The organism is Croceibacter sp. (assembly GCF_002716225.1).
Lineage (GTDB): Bacteria > Bacteroidota > Bacteroidia > Flavobacteriales > Flavobacteriaceae > Croceibacter > Croceibacter atlanticus.
Genome location: NZ_PAZX01000009.1, coordinates 15152 through 32988 on the forward strand (window position 1 = coordinate 15152; position 17837 = coordinate 32988).

The window sequence follows — 17837 nt, forward strand, 5'->3', positions numbered from 1 at the left end:
AATTAAATTCTAAATATCTAAAACAACATGTTACATCTTAAATTAGAAACAGACCCACGTTGGGTAACAATTGTAGAAAGTAATTTAGAAGAAATACTTACAGACCACGCTTGGTGCGAACAAAAGGCAGCTACCAATGCTATTACAATAATTACTTTAAACAGTGAACATGAAGAGTTGGTGACAGAGCTTATAAAACTGGCACAAGAAGAATTAGAGCACTTTGAGATGGTGCATAATATCATAAAAGAACGTGGTTATACTTTAGGTAGAGAACGTAAAGACCATTACGTTAATCAACTTTTTAAGTTTACTCAAAAGGGTGGAAGCAGACAGCAAGCAATGGTAGATAGACTTTTGTTTTCTGCTATGATTGAAGCTAGAAGCTGCGAGCGTTTTAAACTACTTTCTGAACGTATTAAGGATAAAGAATTATCTAAATTTTATAGAGAGTTAATGATTAGTGAAGCTGGTCACTACACAACCTTCTTAGGCTTTGCAAGACAATATGGTGAAGGTATAGATGTTGAAAAGCGTTGGAAAGAACTTGTAGAGTTTGAAGGTGAGCTAATTAAAAGTTATGGGAAGAATGAAACCATACATGGTTAGTATTTTTTTCTGATTCAGTTCTGCTTACATTTTAATAATTCTTCCTAACGTGTTTGTATATGGTTTGTTGCGTGGTTTAAGCACTAAATTTAGCAAATAAAAACCGAATAGAAAATCCGCGTGGATTTTCATAAGTAGGCTAGAACTAGCAATAAATTATATTCGGTGTTATGCAACGTTTTTTTCAGAACGTAAACTCCAAAACTACAATCCTTTTATGAAAATAATTATTAAAATCAGGATTTGAATTCAAAATTCCGTTTACAACGAGTTCGTTTGACATCATTCCAGCAGTTTGTCTTTTTTCGTAATATTTTTTAACAAACTTATCAGATTTCGCAACGTAATTCAGTCCACGCATATATTGACCAGTCTCATTTATCAATAATCCATTATTATTGTCTTTCAAATACATTTCATTCCATAATCCGCTTTTAGTCAATTCAGATTTAGTATTTGGTGTTTGAAATTTAAACTTTTCAAAGTCAGTTGTTGAGTCAGATATTATTTCAGTTAGATATTGTTCGTACGCTTTATCAATAGATAGTTTAGGATAATTCTTTTTCAGATTATTTTCAAAATCAGTTACCAAAGAATTAATCGCATTTATTTTATTTTCTCCAAGAGTATTTTGAAATGCGTGTTTGTTTTTTTCTAATTCCGTTTGGCAACTAAATGTTACAATTGTTAAAAAAAATATGATTGTTTTTCTTATTTTCATAATGTTGCACAACATCAAGTATTGACATTCAAATAGTTTTCAGTTTATAATGTAAGAATAAACTGTATTAGTAATCCTACTAATACTGCTATTCCAAAACTAAGCATAGTGCCAATAAGCACATATTCTGTTTTTAGTAAATCTGTATCCTTGTAACGTAAGATAGATTTTGCAGCGATAAGAAAACCTATTGCTCCAAATTGCCCAATTAGAACAAATATCACCACTAAAATACGTTCTAAGATTCCAATAAGACGTCCTGCTTTTTCTAATTCTTGAGACTGTGGTGTGCTTTCAATTTCAAAAGTTGAGAGCATTTCCTTAATAAAGATATTTGTTGGTTTTAATATGAATAAAAATCCTGCAGTTAGTACTATATATTGTTTTGCAGCTATCACATTTATTACGGGATTAAAGTCTGTTAGCGAAAAGAAGAAAAGCGAGACAGCAATAAAAAATATTATATGTAGAAATTGATCTATATAAAATGCATACCTGCCCAAACTCTTATGGTTATTTAAAAAAGGTTTGCAACCATCGATTATATAGTGGGAAATTCCTATTAGTAAGGCGCCTAATATAAAGTTAAGTTGAAAAGACAACAACCAAGATAGGAGTATGGCGATTAAACCGTGCCAGATTAAAAAACTGCTTTTAAATCCTTTTGTATTTTTATCTGTAGCAAGTCTGTTATTTTGAAATACGAAGTCTGTAAGAAGGTGTGCTATTAATTGCAAGATTAAAAATAGGCTGATGTCCATGCTATAAATTTGAGAACAATGTACTAAAATAATTTAAGGTGGTTTCAATACTATTCCAACCTATACTTGTTGAGTGTTGATTTACTGTAGGTTGCCCTATATCTAAGCGCGTTGAGATTTCATCTTCAGATAAGCCTAATATTTTATGGTAAACAACCTCACATTGTCTAGCTGTAGCGTTACCTATAATTGTATCTAATAGGCTAAGCAAAGCATCCATTTGCTCGTTTAGCATTGTATCATCACTACTAAAAAATAACGTATTCTTTATAACAATTCTCTGTTTACCGTGTGTTGAATTTTCACTAATCATTCGACCAGAACGATAAATGGCATCACCATCTATAACACCAGCAGTTTTGTCAAATCTTTCTAATTCCCCATAACCTAAGGCTAAACGAATACCGTGTGATTTAAAAAACTTTATACGATGGTTGTTTTTATAACTTGCATCATTACTAATAGAAATTGCTTTTACAAAGCATTTAATAAGTAAAGCTACTTTTAAAGCATCTTGTGGTTTAGACACTACACACTCTAAATAATCACCTTTTATAATTCTTGAATACGTGTTATATTTAGTTTCAAGTTGATCAATAAGAATTTTAAGCTGCTGTTCTAACAACTTTCGATCATCTACAGTTAAACTTGTAGAGGATATAATATCTCCAGAAATTACAATTGTTTTTATCATCACTTACAAATATATTAAATATATCGGTACATAAACCAATAAAATACATTTATTGGTATTTAAGCCTATAAGTCATATTTAAGTGTTTTAAAACCAATAAAAATAGTATGTAAGTACCTTCAATCATTTTAGTACTAGATATACAGGTTAAAGTACTTGGGATTTGTAATAAATTAATTACTATAAATATCAAAACGCCTCATAAAGAGGCGTTTAATGTTAGATTGCTTTTAAGAGAATCTAAATGTTCTGAATTTTCTATAAAAAAAATTACTTTTTAGAGCCTACCATATCTTCTGGCTTAATCCATTCATCAAATTCTTCTGCGGTTACATATCCTAAATTAACGGCTTCCTCCTTCAAGGTTGTTCCGTTTTTATGAGCAGTATTTGCTATTTCTGCAGCTTTATAATAACCAATTTTAGTATTTAAAGCTGTAACAAGCATTAATGAGTTTTTAAGCAATTCATCTATACGTGCTTGGTTTGGCTCTATACCGCTTGCACAGTGATCTTCAAAAGAAACAGATGCATCTCCTAATAATTGAGCACTTTCTAATAAATTAGATGCCATTACAGGTTTAAAAACATTAAGTTCAAATTGTCCTTGCATACCACCAACAGCAATAGCCATATCATTACCTATAACTTGCGCACAAACCATAGTTAAAGCTTCGCATTGTGTAGGATTTACTTTTCCTGGCATGATTGAAGAACCTGGCTCATTTGCAGGAATATTAAGCTCACCAATACCACTACGTGGTCCAGAAGCTAACATTCTTATATCATTTCCTATTTTATTTAAAGAAACGGCCAATTGTTTTAATGCACCGTGAGTTTCAACTAAAGCATCGTGAGCAGCAAGTGCCTCAAACTTATTCTCTGCAGAAACAAAAGGAAGTTTTGTAAAAGAAGCTATATATTCTGCAACGCGAGTAGAGTAACCTTTTGGGGTATTTAATCCTGTACCAACAGCTGTTCCTCCTAAAGCTAGTTCAGCTAAATGTGGAAGTGTATTGTGTAACGCTTTAAGACCGTGATCTAATTGAGAAACGTAACCTCCAAATTCTTGCCCTAAAGTTAAAGGCGTAGCATCCATAAAATGCGTGCGGCCTATCTTTACAACATTCTTAAATTCTTCAGATTTACGTTTTAGCGTATCTCTTAGTTGTTTTATACCAGGAATAGTAACTTCTACAACCTTCTTATATGCAGCAATGTGCATTCCTGTTGGAAAGGTATCGTTTGAAGATTGACTTTTATTTACATCATCATTTGGTAAAAGTGTTTTCTCACCTTCACCAATAGTTTTACCTGCTAGTTGGTGTGCTCTGTTTGCAACAACTTCATTAACATTCATGTTACTTTGAGTACCACTACCAGTTTGCCATATAACTAATGGAAATTGGTCGTCGTGCTTTCCTTCTAAAATCTCATCACACACTTGTGCAATAAGATCTCTTTTATCTACAGGAAGTACGCCAAGCTCACAATTGGTGTAAGCAGCAGCTTTTTTTAGGTATGCAAAACCATAAATTACCTCTAAAGGCATAGAAGCTGGTTTACCTATTTTAAAATTATTTCTCGAACGTTCGGTTTGTGCGCCCCAAAGCTTGTCTGCCGGCACTTTAACCTCACCCATTGTATCTTTTTCTATTCTAAAAGCCATAATAAAAATTTGTTGTGCAAATGTAAGTATTGTGATTGAAAAGCTATTGCAAAAAATAACTCCCATAATTAAAAAATTATAGGAGTCTTAAATGTATTATGAGATAGTGAGATTACTTATTGTCATCATTACTATCATCCATCATTTGCTTTTCTTTTTCCATTTTTAATTTTCTTTTTGCTTGCTGTATAGCATTGGCATCAGATTTCTGAAATGCATTGTCAGCATCAAAAGTACCGTAAGATACTGTATCACCTATTTTTAATTTATAAGTACCTTCAATTTTTGTTGGGTAAATACGACCAATGTTAACTTTCTTTCCGTCATTCATTTCAAAAACTACATAACCTACAGAAGCTTCTTCAAAACGAATTGGCTTACTATCATAAAAGTAATCTGCGTTCGTTTCTACATCCATTGGTAACTTAACAGCACGTTGATTGGTACCATCACCAGCAACTGCAATTTTTTGCTTAGCAGTAGTGGTCATTTTTTTAGTCTTAACTTCTTCTCCAGAAGAGGTTTTAACTTTAGTTTTTACTGTTGTAGTTTCTTCTGTTTTATTTTCGTTCTCTTGCGCTATACCTGTTGCAAATGCACCAAGCGCTAAAAGTAAAAGGATCTTTTTCATCTTGTGAAATTTTAAATTATAGAGTAAATGTAACTAGCTGCCGTGTTAATTTTAATTAATGGAGTGCTAATCTTTTACTAATCTTTATTTCAAAAAACATAAATATAACGAGTTAAATTAAAGAACTTCAGTAAGTTGCAAAAATTATAATTAGGTAATTTTAGATTGAAACTTGGGTGTTTATGCAGTTAACTATCTAATAAAAATGTACGCTTTAAAATTTAGAGTAATACCTTATCTTTGCGCCCTAAATTTAATGACTACCATATGAAAGCCGGAATTGTAGGATTACCAAACGTAGGAAAATCGACATTATTTAATTGTTTGTCTAATGCAAAAGCACAAAGTGCTAATTTCCCGTTTTGTACCATAGAACCAAATATTGGAGTGGTAAATGTTCCAGATCCTAGACTAAGAAAACTTGAGGAGTTAGTTAATCCTGAGCGTGTAATGCCTGCAACTGTAGATATTGTAGATATTGCTGGTCTTGTAAAAGGCGCAAGTAAAGGTGAAGGCTTAGGAAACCAGTTTTTAGGTAATATACGTGAGACAGATGCTATTTTGCATGTGTTGCGTTGTTTTGATGATGGTAACGTTGTACACGTAGATGGTAGTGTAGATCCAATTAGAGATAAGGAAACAATTGATATTGAGCTACAACTTAAAGATCTTGAAACTGCAGAAAAGAAACTTGAGAAAGTTAAAAGAGCNGCACGNACAGGTAATAANGANGCCCAAAAAGAAGACAGTATTTTAAATACCATAAAATCTAATTTAGAGCAAGGTATCTCTGTTCGAGCTATAGAGTTTTCTGAAGAGGACTATGAGGAATTTGTAAAGCCATTACAGTTTATTACAGACAAACCAGTAATGTATGTTTGTAATGTAGATGAGGCTTCAGCAAACTCTGGAAATGCTTATGTAGACAAAGTAAANGAAGCNGTTAAAGATGAAAATGCAGAAGTGTTAGTTCTTGCNGTAGGTATTGAAGCAGATATNGCAGAGCTTGATGATTTTGAAGAACGNGAAATGTTTTTAGCAGATATAGGCTTAGATGAGCCAGGTTCTGCAAAATTAATTCGTGCAGCATATAAGCTCTTAAATCAACAAACGTATTTTACTGCTGGTAAAAAAGAGGTAAGAGCTTGGACAGTTAAAGTTGGAGCATCTGCACCACAAGCNGCAGGTGTTATACATACAGATTTTGAGAAAGGTTTTATTAGAGCTGAAGTTATAAAGTATGAAGACTTTGTAAGTTATGGTAGTGAAGCCAAAGTAAAAGAAGCAGGTAAATTAGGTGTTGANGGTAAAAACTATATNGTACAAGATGGTGATGTCATGCACTTCTTGTTTAATGTATAAATCTGAAGACTTTTAATTATAAAAAAATCCCCAAGTTTTATAGCTTGGGGATTTTTGTTTTAAGTATTTATTTACCTTTTCTNTTTTGACCTCGAGTTTTTGGCTTTTTATATTTCTTCTCAATCTTACGTTTGTAAGAACCACCTTCATTACGCTTTCTGTTTTTGTCCTTTTTTTCGTGAAATGCTTTACCTTTTGAAGGTTCCTTCTTTAGAGGATTATATATTTCTACAGGTTTTTGTTGTTCTTCTGGAGCAAGCTCTTTAGAAATTTCAACATCATTAGGCATCTCTATAGTGTCAACCTTAGTTTCCATAAGTTCCTCTATGGTTTCAAGCCATTCTACCTCACTTTCTGAAGTAAGAACTAATGCAGTACCTTTTTTCTCAGCTCTACCAGTACGACCTATCCTATGCAGATAATTTTCTGGATAGCTTGGTGTATCCATATTAATAACGTGAGAGATATCATCTATATCTAAACCACGTGCCATAACATCTGTAGCAATCATGATACGATGNTCACCTGTTTCAAAAGCTTCAATACTATTAAGTCTATAATTCTGAGTCTTATTAGAGTGAATAACACTAGCTTGATCTGGGAATGTCTTGTCNACNACAGCAAATAAACGGTCTGCAATACGTTTATTAGGAACAAATATTAATGTCTTTTCGTATGTTTCAACATCTTCTAAAAGATGAATAATTAGATTTTGNTTTGTGTAGTAATTAGGAACNTTATAACGNTATTGTTGTATGTTAACTAATGGTGTTCCACTTTTTGCAACAGATATTTTTATAGGATTATTAAAGAATTCAGTAATCATAGAAGANACTTCATCTGTCATAGTNGCAGAAAACAATATGTTTTGATGCTTTTTAGGAAGTATATCTAAAATGTTAACNAGCTGAAATCTAAATCCGAGGTCTAACATAACATCAACCTCATCAATCACAAGCTTCTGTATGTTTTTNAGTTGTAGTACGTGGCTAACAGCAAGGTCATACAATCTACCTGGNGTAGCTACAAGAACATCACANCCTTCAACTACAGCTTTTTTCTGTGTATTAATATTTGTACCACCATAAACACCTAAAATACGCATATCATTAAGCGTACAAAGTTTTTCAATTTCTGAAACTACTTGTACAACAAGTTCACGCGTAGGAACAATTATTAAAGCTCTAGGATTTACTTGTCTAGAATAGGGTAGTAGTCTTAGGACAGGTAATGCATAAGCATAGGTTTTACCAGTTCCTGTTTGGGCAATACCAACAACATCTCTACCAGACATGATTACAGGAAATGATTCTTCCTGTATTGGAGTAGGATGTACGATACCTAATTCATCTAAAGCTTTCTGTAAAGAAGGAGATAGGTTTAAGTCTTTAAAAGTAGTGGACACAGTTATATAATTTTACGGTGCAAAGGTACTATAAAGCAATTAGTTTATCTTTTTAATCTTTAGGTAACTTGAATCNCCAAAATTATTGAAGTNTGAATTATTGTTGCCGTCTGCAACAACATTAAAATCTATATATCCAGTTGTAGCAGTTATCTCAAAAACAGCTATTTGTGGTATGCTACCTTGAGACGTGTTGGAGTTTGGACTCGTTAATGCAGCAGTAGTGCCTTCATTNGTGTTGTTTAAACGCATTATATAACTTAAAGTAGATGTTTGATTATTCGGTCTAATATTAGATTCAACTTCGTATACACCTCGTGGTAAGGTTAATCTTTTATTAGATGTATTATAAGATGAACCAGTAATATTATTAAAAGATTCTTGACTAAAATTAAATGCAGTATTTACATTNCCTATGGTTGTAGGATTNGTTCTCAACATTATTTGTGTAGTATTCTCAGTAAGCAACTGTTTCCATGAAGAGGCGTTATTATCCCAATACAGGAAACCTTCACTATAATTATTATCCTCTTGNGTAAGATAAATGAGCATACTATGCTGNGCAGCACCAGGATTTGTATTAGGTAGTGCATTTAAACGAGGTATAAGAATACCATCTGTTTCTTTTGGAGTATTTGCATTTACTGGGTTAACATCTAAAATAGCATCTGGTTCTAACTTGTTGAGACCTAAATCTCCATCTTCTCTAATAGACATTCTTACTTGTTGAGAAACGCTTCCAATAGGTGTTGTATTAACCACAAATCTTGAAGGTGTGCTATTGTCTGATGCAGTACCATCTAAATACAGTCTAAAACCACCTACTTCTGTAATTTGGTCACCATCATGAGTTTTAAAGATTACAGAACCAATCTCACCATTTGCAGCTAAGGTATTTGGTGCATCTAAACTACCGCCAGTATTATAAAATATTAGATTTGGCGGATTAGTATTTGCGCTTGTAATTTGAAAATCATTATCGCCAGGACCTTTAAATTCAAATCGTTCAACTGGTGTATCCGTGCCTATTCCTATACGACCATCATCTGTAAACACCATTCGAGTACCATTAGCATCTGCTTGTTTAGCATAAATTAATTGTTGNCCTAATGCATTCTCTCCATCTAACCACTCACCACCAAAAGGAATCCAGTCTGGAATATCATTATCCCAAAAATAGAAACCTTTAGTATCATTACCATCTGTCTGTGATAAAAAGACGATCATACCATCTTGCGAAATACCTGGATTTACATCAGGAAACTTCTCAAGTCTCGGTATTAGTAAACCATCTGTTTCAGTTGGGTTAGCCGTACTAGATGCTGAAATATCTAATATACTTTGAGGNTTTATATTACCAATTCCTACTTGACTAAAGCTATTGTCTGCTATAAAGCATAACAAAACAATATAAATATAATTTTTAATCATAAAGCAACTTGGTATTTGGTTGATAGTAAGCTGATTAATTANGATTTAAAGATACNGATAAGATGTTAATATAGTGTTAAAAATTAAGATTTTNTTAAGATTTTCAGATAGCTCATTTAGTTTANTGTTATTACATAATTCAATTTCATTTATTTTGCTTACCAATTAAAAATGCCATTTCTTTATATAATGAAAAAGATTCTTTGCTTTGCAGGCTCAAATAGCCGTCATTCTATTAATACCATATTAGTAAATTATGTAGCTAATAAAATTATAGATCACGAGGTTAAAATTATCTCATTATTAGATTATGAATTACCTATGTATAGTCTGGACTTAGAGAATGAGCGTAGTTTCTCNGCAGATTTACAAGTATTACGTAATATAATAAAAGATCATGATGCTCTTATTATTTCAGTTAATGAGCATAACGGAAGTATNTCTGCTTTTTTTAAAAATCATTTAGATTGGCTATCTAGACTAGATCGTAATTTTCTGGAAGGTAAAAAGGTGTTATTAATGAGNACATCACCAGGCGCAAGAGGAGCAAAGTCTGCTTTGGAGTTTTGTAAATTGGTACTTCCTAGGTTTGGNGCAGAAATTGTTGAGAGCTTTAGCTTCCCATCTTTTCAAGATAACTTCTCANTNGAGGAAAATAAAATTACAAATGATGTCCTTGAGATGGGACTTAATGATATGTTGAGTACCTTTGAGCATCACATTAATTTATGATCCTTGCGTGTAAATAAAACCTTTACTCTTAAGAACACTTCTCATTTTAAACAACAACTTCTTCAATGGTCTCAAGANTTTAATGAGGTTGTTTGGTTAGACTCTAATCTGCATACTCAAGCATACTCAGAATATGATGCTATTTTAGCTGTAGATGGTTTTACGGTATTAAAAACAGATGCACAAAATGCTTTCGAAGACCTTAANACATATCAATCTACTACTAAAGATTGGCTCTTTGGCTATTTATCTTATGANTTAAAAAATGACACAGAGCTTCTTACCTCTAATAATTTTGATGGCTTAAATTTTCCGGATCTTTATTTTTTTCAACCTAAAAAATTATGGTTGTTAAAGGATAANATTTTAGAAGCACACTATCTAGCAATGGTAGATGATGAGATAGATGAAGATTTTAATACTATTAATACGCTTCAGCTATTTGAGGAAGTATCATCTAACACATTAAAAATTAAATTAAGAACCTCAAAAGATGATTACTTTAAAAAGCTAAATAACATTTTAGAGCATATTCATAGAGGAGATATTTATGAAGCTAATTTTTGNCAAGAGTTTTACACGTCTGGANATATAACACCATTAGCAACCTATAAACGTTTAAANGCTATTTCAAAACCGCCATTTGCAAGCTTTGTAAGGTTGTTTAATAATTATGCNTTATGTGCGTCTCCAGAGCGATATTTAAAAAAATCAAAAACTANAGTTGTAAGTCAGCCAATAAAAGGAACTTCTAAACGGTCTAAGGATAAGAATAAGGATAATGCTCTAAAAAAAGCATTAGAAAACGATCCTAAAGAACGTTCTGAAAATATTATGATTGTAGATTTGGTTAGGAATGATCTATCTAAAACTGCAAGTAAAGGATCTGTGACAGTACAAGAACTTTGCAAAGTCTATACGTTTGAGCAGGTACATCAACTAATTTCTACAGTTACATCTCAAGTAAGTGACAGTTTATCTCCAATTGATGTTTTACAAAGTACATTTCCNATGGGAAGTATGACAGGAGCACCAAAGGTAAGTGCCATGAAAATTATTGAAGAGTATGAAGACGCTAAACGTGGTTTATACAGTGGTGCTATAGGTTACATAACTCCTAACGGTGATTTTGATTTTAATGTAGTCATTAGAAGTATACTGTACAATGCAGAAAAAGCTTACATTTCTTATTCTGTTGGTGGTGCCATTACTGCCAACTCAATACCAGAAAAAGAATATGAAGAATGTCTTATAAAAGCAAAAGCTATGCGAGAAGCCTTACTAAACAACGCATAAATTGTATTTTTGCACTTTAATTTTCAAACGTGTTACAAGCCTTTAAATCTCATATAAATACTACGTTTCCCAAACTTAACTCCAATAAATTACTTTTGGCTGTAAGCGGTGGTTTAGATAGTATGGTGTTATTACATCTCTGTAAAGCTTCAGGTNTAAATATAGCTATCGCACACTGTAATTTTAATTTGCGAGGTAAAGAAAGNGATGCNGATACACTATTGGTTAAGNAAGAGGCAGACAGATTGCAAATTACTTGTCANGTAGAGCATTTTNATACAGAATCATACGCTGCGGATAATAAGGTATCNATTCAAATTGCTGCAAGAGAACTACGTTACCATTGGTTTGACGAAGTAATTAAAGAATTTGATTATAATTATGTTTTAACAGCGCATCATTTAAATGATGATGTAGAAACATTTATTATNAANCTTACAAGAGGNACTGGTTTAGACGGTCTTTCTGGAATACCAAAGGTAAACAACACTATAATTAGACCCTTACTACCGTTTTCAAGAGAAGAAATACATACCTATGCTTTAGCTGAAAAAATTATTTGGAGAGAAGATGCTAGCAATGCATCAGATAAATACTTGAGAAACTCAATAAGACATCATATAATTCCAAAACTTGAAGATTTAAANNCTGTATTTCTAGACAATTTTAAGCGCACACAACATCATTTACAGCAGTCCTCAAAACTAATAGAAGATTATACCAATGTGTTATTNAAAACTCTGGTAACACATACAGATAAAGGTTTTTCTATTTCTTTGACTAAGCTTAATGATTTTGAAAACCACGATNCAATTCTATACCAACTTTTAAAAGCATTTAAATTTAAAGATTGGAGTAGTGTATATGCACTTAAAGACGCACAGTCTGGCAAGCAAATNTTTTCTGAAACACATAGGTTAATTAAACACCAAAATGCGTTATTGCTTTCTGTGAANGAAGNATTACATTCAGATAACTGTTACCGTNGAAGNTGAAGCTAAAACGGTGTCATTTCCATTAGGTNCTTTAGAGTTTAATAAGGTTGAAGCCTTAGCTAAACTTAAAAAACATATTGCCTATGTTGATGCAGATGCGTTGCAATATCCGTTAACCATTAGGCGTTGGCAAGCAGGAGATAATTTTCAGCCATTTGGTATGAAAGGAAAAAAGAAGCTTAGCGACTTCTTTAAAGACGAAAAGTTATCTTTGCCACAAAAGGAAAATTCCTACGTATTAACTAGTAACAATCGNATTGTTTGGGTGATTGGTCACCGTATAGATCACCGCTTCAGAATAACAAAACTAACAAAACAAATAACTCAAATTGTATGGCATTTTTAAAGAACGGCCTTCTATTTTTATTTTTCTTAGTATCTGTGTCTACTCAGGCACAATTTGGAAACACAGAAATTTTTGAACCTGTAGAGTGGAGNACCTCTATTTCTAAAAAAGGAGATANTTATGANGTAAGTATAAAAGCTATCATAGATGAAGGTTGGCATTTGTATTCACAAAACGAGGTAGAAGCTGGCGGACCAATCCCTACTGAATTTAGTTTTCCCAATGCAGACGGAAACTTTGAAGTTCTAGGTTCAACTAAAGAACCTGAAGGAAAAGAGTTATATGATCCAGTCTTCGAAATGGATATTAAATATTTTGAAGATGAGGTGACATTTACTCAAGATATTAAATTCATCAANTCACCTATTGCTGTTGAGGCTGAGGTGTTTTTTATGGTTTGTGATGACGAGCGTTGCCTTGCGCCACAATCTGTGCCTTTTGTTATAACCTTAGATGGCAGTAAAGCTAATACACCAATAGGCAACGTTTCTCCAGAAGATATCGCCAAGTCTGAAGCATTAGATATAGATGTAAAAGGATTTGAAAACTATGAAGCAGAAGACACAGAAGAAAGTAGCAACCTTACCATTTTCTTTTTAGGCTTTATAGGCGGTTTAATAGCATTGTTAACACCTTGTGTATTTCCAATGATACCATTAACCGTATCATTCTTCACAAAAGGNGCAAAAAATAGAAAACAAGGTTTAACTAANGCAATACTTTATGGCTTATTTATTTTTGTCATCTACTTATTGCTAAGTATACCATTTCANTTATTAGATTCATTAGATCCAGAGATACTCAANAATATTTCAACCAATGTAACGCTCAACGTTATATTCTTTATCATATTTATAGTGTTTGCACTATCATTCTTTGGGTATTTTGAATTAACACTGCCGCAGTCTTGGAGTGCAAAAATGGANGATAAGGCTAATAGTGTTGGTGGTATCATAGGTATTTTCTTTATGGCCTTAACCTTAGCTATAGTATCGTTTTCTTGTACAGGACCAATATTAGGATCTCTCTTAGGCGGTTCTTTAACAAGTGATGGTGGAGCAATGCAACTTACATTTGGAATGGGCGGCTTTGGTTTAGCTTTAGCATTACCGTTTGCGCTTTTTGCATTATTCCCAAATTGGCTAAACTCATTACCTAAAAGTGGTGGATGGCTTAATACCGTAAAAGTCGTNTTAGGTTTTATTGAGGTGGCATTGGCATTTAAATTCTTGTCTAACGCAGATCTTGTACAACATTGGGGTATCTTAAAACGAGAAATATTTATAGGAATCTGGATAATAGTTGCTATTGGTTTAGCATTGTATTTATTTGGTATTATTCGCTTTCCTCACGATGGTCCTAAGAAAAGGCCTCATAAAACAAGAATAGGATTAGGAATATTAACATTGCTTTTTGCAATGTACTTATTGCCTGGATTAACCAATACGGCATATGCTAATCTTAAACTGTTAAGTGGTTTTCCACCACCATTGTTTTATAGTATTTATGATAAAGAAACAGAAGGTCCTTTAGGTTTAGAAGCTTTTAAAGATTTTGAAGAAGGNCTTGCTCAGGCACGCATTACTAACAAACCAATATTGTTAGATTTTACAGGTTGGGCTTGTGTAAACTGTCGAAAGATGGAAGAGCAAGTTTGGAGTATTCCTCAAGTATATGATCATATTAAAAATGATTATATCTTAATTTCNTTATATGTTGATGATGATAAAGAATTGGAAGCTTCAGAGCAGTTTAAATACATTAAACCAAATGGAAGCTTAAAGACAATTAAAACTATCGGAAATAAATGGGCTACCTTTCAAACACTTAACTTCAAAAACAACTCACAACCTTACTATGTGTTGTTAGATGGTGATTTAAATTTACTTAATAAACCAGTAGGATATACACCAAATGGGACNGAATTTGAAGCTTGGTTGGCAGAAGGACTTAAAACCTTTAATGAGAATTCTAAATAATTTAGTTGAAGCTTAATAGTTAAAAAAGAAGTGTTTATGACTGATAAAAAGAACCCTAATAAAGATCACGACAAACAACGTGATATGGATGAAAAGCGTAAGAACTTAGATCATCAAGATAAGCAAGAACAAAAAGACCGTGAGCAAAAGAAAAAGTAATTGGTCTTAGATATAAAAAAAAGCCTTTCAGAATTTCTCTGAAAGGCTTTTTAAATTTAATTGATACAATCTTATAGATCTTCAACCAGATCACTTTGGTTTCTAAATACNAGTTCATCATCAAACGCATCTATAAGAATAATACTATCTGTAGTTACCTTTCCAGATAAGATTTGTTTAGACAACTCNTTNAGCACCTCTTTTTGAATTGTACGCTTAACTGGTCTTGCACCAAATTGAGGATCAAATCCTTGTTTTGCTAAAAGGCTTATTGCTTCTTCTGTAGCATCTAGCGTAATATTCTGTTTACCTAGCATTTTTGTAACCTGTCGCAACTGCAAGCTTACAATCTCTTTAATGTTATCCNGATTTAAAGGCGTAAACATTACGATATCNTCTATACGGTTAATAAACTCTGGNCTTACGGTTTGTTTAAGTAAACCTAAAACTTCAGTTCTTGCAGCTTCAATAGCAGTAGGAATATCTTTAACCGCATTAAACTTCTCTTCAATAATACCACTNCCCATATTACTTGTCATAATGATAATGGTGTTTTTAAAGTCTGCAATTCGACCTTTATTATCTGTAAGCCTACCTTCATCTAAAACCTGTAATAAGATATTAAAAGTATCTGGGTGCGCTTTTTCAATTTCATCTAACAGGACAACAGAGTANGGCTTACGTCTNACAGCTTCNGTAAGCTGTCCACCTTCGTCATAACCCACATATCCTGGAGGCGCACCAACAAGTCTACTTACTGCGTGACGTTCTTGGTACTCACTCATATCTATACGTGTCATCGCGCTTTCATCATCAAAAAGGTATTCGGCTAGAGCTTTAGCAAGCTCAGTTTTACCAACACCAGTNGTACCTAAGAATAANAAACTTCCTATTGGCTTTTTCTGNTCTTGTAAACCTGCNCGGCTACGTCTTACAGCGTCGCTTACAGCAACTATAGCTTCTTGTTGTCCTACCACACGTTTGTGTAATTNATCTTCTAAACGCAACAGCTTTTCACGGTCACTTTGTAACATTTTGGTTACCGGAACACCTGTCCATTTAGCAACAACTTCTGCAATNTCTTCNCTTGTNACTTCCTCTTGTATGAGAGACTTTCCTGATTTTTGATCTTCAACATTTTGCTGCAGTTTNTCTAAGCGTTCTTGAGCTTCTTTAATTTTACCATAACGTATCTCTGCAACTTTACCGTAATCGCCTTCTCGNTCAGCGCGTTCAGCTTCAAGCTTAAACTGCTCAATATCTTGTTTGGCCTGTTGTATNTTGTCTACAACATCCTTTTCATTTTTCCACTGCGCATGTAATTCATTACGTTCTTCCTTAAGGTTNGCTAAATCTGANCGTAANGATTTTAACTTAACTTCATCTTTTTCACGCTTAATAGCTTCAATCTCAATTTCCAGCTGCATAACTTTACGATCCAAAACATCTANCTCTTCAGGTTTAGAGTTAATCTCCATCCTTAGTTTAGATGCAGCTTCATCCATTAAATCAATAGCTTTATCTGGTAAGAATCTACTAGTAATGTAGCGTTCAGATAATTCCACAGCAGCTATAATGGCTTCATCCATAATTCTTACNTTATGGTGTGTCTCGTACTTTTCCTTAATACCTCTNAGTATTGAAATTGCACTTTCNGTATCTGGTTCATCTACAATTACCTTTTGAAAACGACGTTCTAAAGCTTTGTCTTTCTCAAAATACTTTTGATACTCGTCTAAAGTTGTTGCACCAATTGCTCTTAGTTCTCCTCTTGCTAATGCTGGCTTTAAAATGTTTGCCGCATCCATTGCGCCTTGACCGCCACCGGCACCAACTAGCGTGTGAATTTCATCTATAAACAAGACAATATTTCCGTCACTTGAGGTTACTTCTTTAACAACAGCCTTTAAGCGTTCCTCAAATTCTCCTTTAAATTTGGCACCCGCAATTAATGCGCCCATATCTAAAGAGAAAATTTGTTTGTCTTTAAGGTTATCTGGAATATCACCAGCAATAATCCTATGAGCTAAACCTTCTGCAATGGCTGTTTTACCAACACCAGGTTCACCAACCAACATAGGATTGTTTTTAGTTCTTCTAGAAAGTATTTGCAGCACTCGTCTAATCTCTTCATCGCGTCCTATAACCGGATCTAATTTTCCAGTCTCTGCACGTTCATTAAGATTAATAGCGTATTTGCTTAAAGAGTTATAAGTGTCTTCTGCACTTTGCGAAGTTACTCTGTCGCCTTGCCTCAATTCCTCAATAGCTAATTTTAATCCTTTTTCTGTAGCACCTTGATCTTTTAATATTTGTGCAATTTTACTGTTAGATTTAAAAATGGCTAATATGAGATGTTCTATTGAAACATACTCATCATTCATTTTTTTTGCGATACTAGAGGCTTCGTTTACAGCCTTTCCTGCTTCTCTAGATAACATAATATCGCCACCACTTACTTTAGGGAAACTTTCGATTTCTTTATCTAAAATTTGAGTGAATAGTGGTACATTAATATTTAGTTTTTTCAATAAAAATGGAGTCACATTTTCATCTACAGTAGCTATAGCTTTAAAAATGTGTTCATTTTCTATTTGTTGATGGCCCATTTCCTGAGCAAGCTGTTGCGCTTGCTGTATGGCCTCCTGTGATTTTATAGTATAATTATTAAAATTCATCTTCTTAAGTTTTATAGCTAGATAAGCAATTGGTATACCATTTAAATACACTGCTAAAATGGCATAAATATTNAATATTTACACGACAAAATGNCATATTNTNGAAATNGTATAGGTTATAAATTTAATGAAAATGCATCAGGGTTTCTTAAACAATTCACAGTAATNCAATTTCATTTCATGTATGAACCAATAAAATTTTTGTTGTTTNTAAAANTATGGTTTGCTGAGATGAAAACTTGAAAANTTACAAATGGCATAGCAATTGACTTATTAAGTATAACTACTTGAAAAGCATGACTTTTCAAATTAATGAGTCAAAAATTAAACGCTACGTGCACAATTTTGTGACATTATGGCGAAACATATA

The 17837-nt window shown here is 33.1% G+C and carries 16 protein-coding genes; 8 read left to right on the forward strand and 8 right to left on the reverse strand.

What is annotated here, in order from left to right; translation table 11 throughout:
* Positions 1–27 precede the first annotated feature (27 nt).
* A complete protein-coding gene (locus CL818_RS06720) occupies positions 28–609 on the forward strand; it encodes a MiaE family protein (RefSeq protein WP_013187707.1) in 582 nt (193 codons plus the stop codon).
* Between the two features lie 184 nt (positions 610–793).
* Here CL818_RS06720 and CL818_RS06725 read toward each other — a convergent pair whose 3' ends face one another.
* From CL818_RS06725 to CL818_RS06745, 5 genes are all read right to left on the reverse strand, one after another.
* Positions 794–1330, reverse strand: a complete 537-nt coding sequence (locus CL818_RS06725) for a hypothetical protein (protein ID WP_272973193.1) — start codon at positions 1328–1330, stop codon at positions 794–796.
* 44 nt (positions 1331–1374) lie between these two features.
* Complete coding sequence (locus tag CL818_RS06730; protein ID WP_286972428.1) at positions 1375–2091, reverse strand: DUF3307 domain-containing protein; 717 nt, start codon at positions 2089–2091, stop codon at positions 1375–1377.
* A 1-nt stretch (position 2092) separates the two neighbouring features.
* A complete protein-coding gene (locus tag CL818_RS06735; RefSeq protein ID WP_272973191.1) occupies positions 2093–2785 on the reverse strand; it encodes a fumarate hydratase in 693 nt (230 codons plus the stop codon).
* Between the two features lie 270 nt (positions 2786–3055).
* Positions 3056–4453, reverse strand: coding sequence for a class II fumarate hydratase (gene fumC, locus CL818_RS06740; protein WP_272973190.1), 1398 nt, complete (start codon positions 4451–4453; stop codon positions 3056–3058).
* 112 nt (positions 4454–4565) lie between these two features.
* Positions 4566–5084, reverse strand: a complete 519-nt coding sequence (locus CL818_RS06745; RefSeq protein ID WP_013187712.1) for a hypothetical protein — start codon at positions 5082–5084, stop codon at positions 4566–4568.
* 267 nt (positions 5085–5351) lie between these two features.
* Here CL818_RS06745 and ychF point away from each other — a divergent pair, with 267 nt between their 5' ends.
* Entirely contained in the window at positions 5352–6446 is a 1095-nt protein-coding gene (gene ychF / locus CL818_RS06750; protein ID WP_286972432.1) for a redox-regulated ATPase YchF, read from the forward strand.
* 67 nt (positions 6447–6513) lie between these two features.
* On the opposite strand, the gene CL818_RS06755 is transcribed toward ychF, so the two are convergent.
* On the reverse strand, positions 6514–7851 hold the full coding sequence (locus CL818_RS06755) for a DEAD/DEAH box helicase (RefSeq protein WP_286972434.1): 1338 nt from the start codon (positions 7849–7851) through the stop codon (positions 6514–6516).
* Between the two features lie 39 nt (positions 7852–7890).
* Positions 7891–9282 carry a phage tail-like protein gene (locus CL818_RS13575; RefSeq protein WP_502692220.1) on the reverse strand — a complete coding sequence of 464 codons (1392 nt, stop codon included), beginning with the start codon at positions 9280–9282 and terminating at the stop codon, positions 7891–7893.
* Between the two features lie 189 nt (positions 9283–9471).
* Between CL818_RS13575 and CL818_RS06760 the strand changes: the two genes are divergently transcribed.
* The 6 genes from CL818_RS06760 (at position 9472) to CL818_RS06785 (ending at position 14789) form a co-directional block, all read left to right on the forward strand.
* Entirely contained in the window at positions 9472–10014 is a 543-nt protein-coding gene (locus CL818_RS06760) for an NADPH-dependent FMN reductase (protein WP_286972436.1), read from the forward strand.
* A 3-nt stretch (positions 10015–10017) separates the two neighbouring features.
* On the forward strand, positions 10018–11310 hold the full coding sequence (locus tag CL818_RS06765) for an anthranilate synthase component I family protein (protein ID WP_286972438.1): 1293 nt from the start codon (positions 10018–10020) through the stop codon (positions 11308–11310).
* A gap of 29 nt (positions 11311–11339) precedes the next feature.
* Positions 11340–12305, forward strand: coding sequence for a tRNA lysidine(34) synthetase TilS (gene tilS, locus CL818_RS06770; protein ID WP_502692221.1), 966 nt, complete (start codon positions 11340–11342; stop codon positions 12303–12305).
* 10 nt (positions 12306–12315) lie between these two features.
* The gene (gene tilS / locus CL818_RS06775) at positions 12316–12651 is read left to right on the forward strand and encodes a tRNA lysidine(34) synthetase TilS (protein ID WP_286972440.1); all 336 of its coding nucleotides are present in this window, start codon (positions 12316–12318) and stop codon (positions 12649–12651) included.
* Positions 12639–14630: a protein-disulfide reductase DsbD family protein gene (locus CL818_RS06780; protein ID WP_286972442.1), complete on the forward strand. Its 1992-nt coding sequence runs from the start codon at positions 12639–12641 to the stop codon at positions 14628–14630. The genes tilS (CL818_RS06775) and CL818_RS06780 overlap by 13 nt, the downstream gene beginning before the upstream one ends.
* A 36-nt stretch (positions 14631–14666) precedes the next feature.
* Positions 14667–14789 (forward strand): hypothetical protein, encoded by a 123-nt coding sequence (locus CL818_RS06785; protein ID WP_013187720.1) that lies wholly within the window; start codon positions 14667–14669, stop codon positions 14787–14789.
* Positions 14790–14860: 71 nt separating this feature from the next.
* Here the strand turns inward: CL818_RS06785 and clpB are convergent, their stop codons facing one another.
* Complete coding sequence (gene clpB, locus CL818_RS06790) at positions 14861–17467, reverse strand: ATP-dependent chaperone ClpB (RefSeq protein ID WP_286972446.1); 2607 nt, start codon at positions 17465–17467, stop codon at positions 14861–14863.
* Positions 17468–17837 lie beyond the last annotated feature (370 nt).